General features: G+C 56.8%; 7 protein-coding genes. 2 read left to right on the top strand and 5 right to left on the bottom strand.

What is annotated here, in order from left to right; genetic code table 11:
* Nucleotides 1-223: 223 nt before the first annotated feature.
* Nucleotides 224-772 (bottom strand): hypothetical protein, encoded by a 549-nt coding sequence (locus tag ACRBB0_RS21715; RefSeq protein ID WP_431376566.1) that lies wholly within the window; start codon nt 770-772, stop codon nt 224-226.
* 125 nt (nt 773-897) lie between these two features.
* Here ACRBB0_RS21715 and ACRBB0_RS21710 point away from each other — a divergent pair, with 125 nt between their 5' ends.
* A complete protein-coding gene (locus ACRBB0_RS21710; protein WP_431376565.1) occupies nt 898-2265 on the top strand; it encodes a cytochrome P450 in 1368 nt (455 codons plus the stop codon).
* A gap of 84 nt (nt 2266-2349) precedes the next feature.
* Here the strand turns inward: ACRBB0_RS21710 and ACRBB0_RS21705 are convergent, their stop codons facing one another.
* From ACRBB0_RS21705 to ACRBB0_RS21690, 4 genes are all read right to left on the bottom strand, one after another.
* Nucleotides 2350-2925, bottom strand: a complete 576-nt coding sequence (locus ACRBB0_RS21705; RefSeq protein WP_431376564.1) for a cob(I)yrinic acid a,c-diamide adenosyltransferase — start codon at nt 2923-2925, stop codon at nt 2350-2352.
* A gap of 1 nt (nt 2926) precedes the next feature.
* Entirely contained in the window at nt 2927-3127 is a 201-nt protein-coding gene (locus ACRBB0_RS21700; RefSeq protein WP_431376563.1) for a twin transmembrane helix small protein, read from the bottom strand.
* 35 nt (nt 3128-3162) lie between these two features.
* Entirely contained in the window at nt 3163-3996 is an 834-nt protein-coding gene (locus ACRBB0_RS21695) for an SDR family NAD(P)-dependent oxidoreductase (RefSeq protein WP_431376562.1), read from the bottom strand.
* A 136-nt stretch (nt 3997-4132) separates the two neighbouring features.
* Nucleotides 4133-4693: an SH3 domain-containing protein gene (locus tag ACRBB0_RS21690; protein WP_431376561.1), complete on the bottom strand. Its 561-nt coding sequence runs from the start codon at nt 4691-4693 to the stop codon at nt 4133-4135.
* Between the two features lie 166 nt (nt 4694-4859).
* Between ACRBB0_RS21690 and ACRBB0_RS21685 the strand changes: the two genes are divergently transcribed.
* Complete coding sequence (locus ACRBB0_RS21685) at nt 4860-7283, top strand: DNA topoisomerase IV subunit A (RefSeq protein ID WP_431376560.1); 2424 nt, start codon at nt 4860-4862, stop codon at nt 7281-7283.
* Nucleotides 7284-7327 lie beyond the last annotated feature (44 nt).

The following is a 7327-nucleotide window of genomic DNA, read 5'->3' as shown; positions in this document are numbered from 1 at the left end:
TTCAAACTTTTCCTTGCCCATCTTTAGACGCCTCAAGTTAGGGGGCCGCACTGGCCCAAGTTACTATCGCGCGCCGTTTATTGGGTTGAGACGGGAAAATCAAGTCAATGATGCAAAGCCACGGTCTGGACCGCCCGATCAAGAGCATTCCTGTTACCTTTTTCGCGCGCCTTTAGCCGCTAAAAAATCCAAAGAACCTTAAAAAACATCTATTTTCAGCCTCTTAACCGGCGTCCGCCACGTCGTCACCCGCCTCGGCGCGCGGGGCGAACCAGCCTTGTGACTTTTGCTGTTCGCGCATCCACTTCTCAATCAACAAAGCGCCCTCTTCGGCCAATCTCTTAATCTGATCTTCGCGCGACAGATTCAGCCGCGATTCGAACACGCGAATGACGTGGAACAACTCGGTCTCGTCGTTCAATTTTTGCGCCGAAGCGTCATCCCAAACGGTTGCACGCAACGCGATGGCTGACTTTCCGGGAACCAATGCTGGCGGGATGGAATAGGCCTCGATGCTGACACCGATATGGTAATACTGCGTTCCCTCGTAACGACGAAACCGCTCTTCTAGCGCACCATCAACCGCCGCAATCATCTCTTCTTTGCTGGCCTCTTGTGACAAAAGCAGCTTTTCCAAATTGGGCGCGACCACTTCGGCATGACCAAGCTTAAAGGCTCCGATCGGCTCAACTGGGCCGGCAAGATCAGCCGGTGCCGCATTACATCCCGCAAGACATACACCGACGCAAAGCGCTGCGATCAATCGAAACATATGGTCCCCCAATAGGCCTGTGGTTCGAAACCCGATACCTGAGCCGCGTCACCATAGCAACACAGTTAGCTTTGTCATTGGTCCGCCGCGCGCTATCATTCTCGTGTCCAGGTTGGAGTACCCCCATGTTAGCCCCCACATCCCACAGCGAACCGACCCCGCCACGGGTGCCATTGGTTACCCAACCGATGGGCATTTGGAAAAGCCTGCAAACATCGCGTCGCAATTTGTTGGCCATCATCCCGGACTTGGCCACTCGCCAGCCTATGGTGTCTGGCAGAACCGGCAAACGTTGGCACATGGTGATGGACCCTGACGCAAACCGTCGTGTTCTGCTCGAAAACCTCGACAACTATCCCAAATCCTTGGTCACCAAGAACCTGCTGCGCCCCGCCATCGGAGAATCGCTTTTTATTGCTGAAGGGGCGCATTGGCGCTGGCAACGGCGCGCCGCCGCGCCGGCCTTTTCGCATCGCAACGTGATGAACCTCGCGCCGATCATGTCTGGTGCCGCCCAGCGCTCGGCAGACCGCATCCGTGCCGCCGGGCCCAAAGCTGTCAATTTTCTCGACGAAATGGTGTCGCTGACCTTCGATGTCATCTCAGATGTTACCTTTTCCGGCGACGAAGGCTTTGACCGCGATTCGGTCCATACCTCTATTGATGCCTATATTTCTGAGGCCGGAAAACTGTCTCTGTTTGATATTCTGGGGTTTCCCGATTGGGTGCCGCGTCCGGGGCGGATGTTTTCCTCAGGCGGGATCTTGAATATGAAGAAAGTCGCCGATCACGCCATCGAGGAACGCTCAAAACGGGCGCCCGATGGTGTGCCTGATCTTCTCGATCTGCTCTTGGCCGGGGAAGACCCTGACACCAAACGCAAAATGAACACCGCCGAACTGCGCGACAACCTGCTGACCTTTATCGTCGCGGGGCATGAAACCACCGCCTTGACCTTGTCTTGGTCGCTTTACCTGATGGCCTTTGATCCCGCCGTCCAGGATCGGGCCCGTGCCGAAGCGCAATCGGTTCTCAACGGCAAAACAGCAACCGGCGAAGACGTGGCCAACCTGCCCTATATCCGTCAGATCGTCGACGAAGCCCTCCGGCTCTATCCGCCTGCTGGAATGGTGTCGCGTACCGCATTGGCCAAAGATGAACTCTGCGGTCGTGAGGTCTTGCCTGGGGATACGGTCATTTTGCCGATCTATGCCCTGCATCGCAACCATATGCTTTGGGACAACCCCGATCACTTTGATCCCGACCGCTGGGCGGATGCCAAGCCAGACCGCTACAGCTACCTGCCCTTTGGCGACGGGCCGCGCATTTGCATCGGCTCGTCTTTTGCGATTCAGGAAGCGGTGATTGTCTTGGCAACCCTGCTCGCACAGTTTCGATTTACAACGGTTGTGGGCAAAGTGCCGGACCCGGTGATGATCATCACCTTGCGCCCGGAAGGCGGCGTTTGGCTTGAGGCAACGCCCCTATCGTGAACAGCCCCCTCACCGGTATGTCGCCTCCAAACTCCTTACCAGGAATTTGCAAATCCCGTCTCCGGGATTTGTCACCGCCTGCCGTTAATCGCGGTTTGCCCCCGGAACCCACAAGACATCGTCACGGCCATTGTCATTGGCCATACGCGCCGCCGCAAAGAACCAATCCGACAACCGGTTCAAATACTTAACCGCCGCCGGGTTCACCGCCTCATCTGCGGCCAAAGCCACCGCCAAACGTTCTGCTCTGCGGGCCACAGTGCGGCATTGATGCAGGCTTGCGGACAGCGCGCTGCCACCGGGCAAAATGAAGCTGCGCAGCGGTTCCAACACCGCGGTCATCTCGTCAATCTCGGCCTCAAGCCGATCAACCTGCGCCTGCACCATCCGCAATGGCGGATATTCGGCCTCATCGTCCTTATCCATATCCGGCTGGCACAAATCCGCACCCAAATCGAACAGATCGTTCTGAATCCGGCTCAGCTGCGCATCCAGATCACCTTCCGCATGCAATCGCGCCAATCCAACGATCGAGTTTAGCTCGTCTGACGTGCCGTAAGCCTCAACCCGAGCGTCATATTTCGCAACGCGCGCGCCATTGCCCAGCGCCGTGTCGCCTTTGTCGCCGGTACGGGTGTACAGTTTGCTGAGAACAACCATGTCAGCCCTTTCTGATCCAAACGAACCCAACCACCAGAACCACAGCAATAAACTGGGCAATGATGCGCCAGCGCATGGCACGATTGGCGTTTTTGCGGTTGAACTCTCCACCTTTGGCAAAGCTGCCAATGCCAAAGAATAAAATCCCCACAACCGCCGCAAGGGCGATGATGATCACATAGAATAACGGGTCCTGGGCCATGTTACCTCCGCTCAGATGCGCCAGCTTTACCGGCTCTAGCCGCCCTTGGAAACCAGCCAATCGAGCGCAGGTGTCGGCAAGATACGCCGGGCCACATCCATCAAATAGGTCGCCTTGGTGATAAAGTACCTAGGTTTCGGGCGTTTGGATTCCAGCGCATGCACCAACTTTTTGGTCACAGCCGAGGCAGGCAGCTCAAACACATCCGGTCCGCGATCCTGATACAGGCGGGCGATCAAACGCTCTTCGTATTGTGTTGCGCGGGGCGAATCGCGCCAATTGATCCAGCGTTCAAAATGTGTGGCGGCGTTTTTGCGAAACTGCGTCGTCACTGGTCCGGTGTTAAAGGTCACAACGTGAATAGGCGTATCACGCATTTCCCCGCGCAACGTATCAGTAAGCCCTTCCAGCGCAAATTTGGTCGCATTATACGCCCCGCGCCAGGGGGCGGTGACGATGCCAAGCACCGAAGAATGATTGATAATTCGCCCATGCCCCTGCGCCCGCATCACCGGAATCACCTGTGTGGTCAAATCGTGCCAGCCGAAAAAGTTGGCCTCAAAAATCGCACGCAAAGCGTCGGCGGGTAAATCCTCCACCGCCCCCGGCGTTGCATAGGCCCCGTTGTTAAACAGCGCGTCCAATGTGCCACCTGTAGCCTCTAAAACTTCGGCCAGCCCGGTTTTGATGGTCTCTGCGTCGGTATAATCAATGCGCGGGGCCTCAAAGCCTTCGTCGCGCAGCCGGGCGCAATCGGCCTCTTGGCGGCAAGATGCAAACACCCGCCAGCCGCGTTTGCGCAACCCATGCGCCGCGTCATACCCGATGCCCGACGAACAGCCGGTGATCAAAATGCTTTTGCCTGTCATATCGACCCTGCGCTTTCGTCGTTAGATCCGCGCAGGTTATCCCCGAGCTGTCTGCCTTTTGCAAAACAAACATCTGCCCTGAATCAAAAAACGCGCGGTGACCCGCGCGTTTTTCCCTCGTGCCTGAGGAAAGCGATCAGTTGACCGCCTTGAGGAAACCATCCGACATCCAGCCGATATTGCCGCCGTCCAAAGCGCGCAATTTGACCCAGCCATTTTCCATGCTGTCGATCACTTCGACTTCTTCACCGCGCAACAGCTGGGTGACAACATCAAAATTCGTGCCCGGACCACCGCGCAGATTAACCCGCGATCCTGTGACTTGGCGGTAATCCACCTGAACAGCCGCAACGTCGATCACCGCGTCGCTGATCACAGCAGGTGAATCGAGTGAGGCAACCTTTGCCACAGCGGGTGTAATGGCGGGCGCAAAGGTCGGCGTGAAGGTCTGCGCAGGGGTCACAGCGGTCGAGGCGTGAAACACATTGTCCAATTTAGCGGTGCCAAAAGACGTCAACGGCGCAGCGGTTGTATCCGCGCGGGCAACCTGTGGCTCAACCGGTTCGACAATTTTCACTTTTGGAGCGGAGGCAAGCAACGTCACCCCATTTTGGCCCGGCTGAAAATCAGCACCGCCAGACAGCTCATACCAAGCCCAACCAAGTACACCAAACGTCAAAAGAATGACTTTCGTCATGCCCTCTACCCCCAAGAATTTGTAACCCCACCGGTTCGTTGCACGCAGCTAGTACAACGATACATCTACTGTACATGATTCCATTCACAAAGCGTAAGGGAAAATCCGAGAATATTTCCCTCCCCTGCGCTTTACGGTCAGGCAGCGCGCCTGTATCACCACATCTATGACTGACGACTCCTCGGACAACGACATCGCGGGACGCGAACTTTCAGAAACGCTGCGCCGCGCCATTGGCGATCGCTATCTGACCTACGCGCTTTCGACCATTATGCACCGCGCCTTGCCAGATGCGCGCGACGGGCTCAAACCTGTTCACCGCCGCATTCTCTATGCGATGCGGCGCCTGCGTCTGTCGCCAAATGGTGGCTTTTTGAAATCAGCCAAGATCAGCGGCGACACCATGGGGGATTTCCACCCGCATGGCGACGCGGCGATCTATGACGCCATGGCGCGACTGGCCCAGGATTTCACCATCCGCTATCCGCTGGTCGACGGTCAGGGTAACTTTGGCAACATCGACGGCGATAACCCGGCGGCCTCGCGCTATACCGAAGCGCGCATGACCATCATGGCCGAAGCCTTGCTCGAAGGGCTCGACGAAAACTCGGTCGATTTCCGCCCCAACTATGATGGCCGGTTGGAAGAACCCTCTGTTCTGCCGGCCTCCTATCCGAACCTGCTCGCCAATGGCTCAAGCGGGATCGCGGTTGGCATGGCGACCAACATTCCGCCTCATAATATTGGTGAGCTGATCAATGCCTGTCTGCACCTGATCAAATCGCCGAACGCCGTTGACGATACCTTGCTGCAATACGTGCCTGGCCCCGATTTCCCGACTGGGGGCGTTATTGTTGAGCCGCCTGAAAACATCGCCAATGCCTATCGCACGGGCCGCGGATCAATCCGATTGCGCGCTCGCTGGGCCGTTGAAGATATGGGGCGTGGCCAATGGCAGGCCGTTGTCACGGAAATCCCATATCAGGTGCAAAAATCCAAGCTGGTCGAGCGCATTGCCGAGCTGATCCAGACCAAGAAAATCCCGATTCTCGCCGATGTCCGCGATGAATCTGCCGAAGACATTCGCCTGATCCTTGAACCCAAATCCAAGAACGTCGATCCCGAAGTTCTGATGAACATGCTGTTCAAGAACTCCGATCTCGAAACGCGCTTTTCGCTCAATATGAACGTGTTGATCGACGGGGTGACCCCCAAGGTGTGTTCGCTCAAGGAAGTGCTGCGCGCCTTTGTCGACTTCCGCCGCGAGGTGTTGATCCGTCGGGCACGCCACCGCATGGCCAAGATCGACAACCGGCTCGAAGTGCTCGAAGGGTTGATCATTGCCTTCCTCAATCTGGACCGCGTTATCGACATTATCCGCTATGATGACGATCCCAAAGCGGCCCTAATGTATGAGGATTGGTCGCGCGGTCATCAGGCCGGAATCCCCCGCGCTATGGATGAAAGCGAATACCGCTCTCCTCTCGCTGGTATCGACGTTAAGTCACTGACACTAAAAGAAGACCCCGACGCCATCGCGCGCGGTGTTCTGGCCGATGATGGCACCGACGCCAAGATTCCGACCCGCTTTGATGGCCGCTCCGAAGGCCTGTCCGATGTTCAGGCCGAAGCCATCCTCAACATGCGTCTGCGCAGCTTGCGCCGCCTTGAGGAACTCGAACTGGTCAATGAACGCGACAAGCTGATGGAAGAGCGCGCAGGTCTCGAAGACCTGCTCGACAGCGAAGATTTGCAGTGGACTTCCATCACCAATGAACTGCGCGATGTGCGCAAAAAATTCGCCAAGGATCATCCGCGCGGGCACCGTCTCACCACCTTTGCCGAAGCGGGTGAAGCCGAAGAGGTGCCCATCGAAGCGATGATTGAGCGCGAACCGATCACGGTGGTTTGTTCCGAAATGGGCTGGATTCGGGCCATGACTGGCCATATTGATCTGACCCGCGTGCTGAAATTCAAAGACGGCGATGGCCCGCGTTTCATCTTCCATGCGGAAACCACCGATCGCTTGCTTGTCTTTGGCAGCAATGGCCGGTTCTACACGATCTCCGCCTCCAATTTACCCGGTGGGCGTGGCATGGGCGAACCATTGCGCTTGATGGTCGATCTGCCAAATGAATCTGAAATCATTGATCTTTTCATCCACAAACCTGACCGGAAACTGTTGGTTGCCTCCTCAGCCGGGGATGGGTTTGTCGTTCCTGAAAACGATGTGATCGCACAGACTAAAAACGGCAAACAAGTTTTGAACGTGCGCGAACCCGTGCGCGCCAAGCTCTGTAAACCTGTCGATGGCGATGCCGTGGCTGTCGTCGGGGAAAACCGCAAAGTGTTGGTCTTTGCCTTGGATGAACTGCCTGAAATGGGCCGGGGCAAAGGTGTGCGCCTGCAAAAATACAAAGACGGCGGCATGTCCGACGCCCGCACCTTCACCTTGGCCGAAGGCCTGAGCTGGCTTGATCCGGCGGGCCGCACCCGCACCGAAACCGAACTGGCGGAATGGCAGGGCAAAAGGGCCGGAACCGGCCGCATGGCACCGCGCGGTTTCCCCCGTGACAACCAGTTTACCTAAGACACACAGGCCTCAGATCCCCTTCTGAGGCCTGCCATTTTTGC

It is taken from the genome of Pelagimonas sp., from assembly GCF_050633425.1.
GTDB lineage: Bacteria > Pseudomonadota > Alphaproteobacteria > Rhodobacterales > Rhodobacteraceae > Pelagimonas.
This window is presented reverse-complemented; position numbering and strand designations above follow the sequence as displayed.

Coding starts and splice junctions, on each gene's coding strand:
- ACRBB0_RS21715 (WP_431376566.1), bottom strand. CDS start 772: ATGTTTCGATTGATCGCAGCGCTTTGCGTCGGTGTATGTCTTGCGGGA.
- ACRBB0_RS21710 (WP_431376565.1), top strand. CDS start 898: ATGTTAGCCCCCACATCCCACAGCGAACCGACCCCGCCACGGGTGCCA.
- ACRBB0_RS21705 (WP_431376564.1), bottom strand. CDS start 2,925: ATGGTTGTTCTCAGCAAACTGTACACCCGTACCGGCGACAAAGGCGAC.
- ACRBB0_RS21700 (WP_431376563.1), bottom strand. CDS start 3,127: ATGGCCCAGGACCCGTTATTCTATGTGATCATCATCGCCCTTGCGGCG.
- ACRBB0_RS21695 (WP_431376562.1), bottom strand. CDS start 3,996: ATGACAGGCAAAAGCATTTTGATCACCGGCTGTTCGTCGGGCATCGGG.
- ACRBB0_RS21690 (WP_431376561.1), bottom strand. CDS start 4,693: ATGACGAAAGTCATTCTTTTGACGTTTGGTGTACTTGGTTGGGCTTGG.
- ACRBB0_RS21685 (WP_431376560.1), top strand. CDS start 4,860: ATGACTGACGACTCCTCGGACAACGACATCGCGGGACGCGAACTTTCA.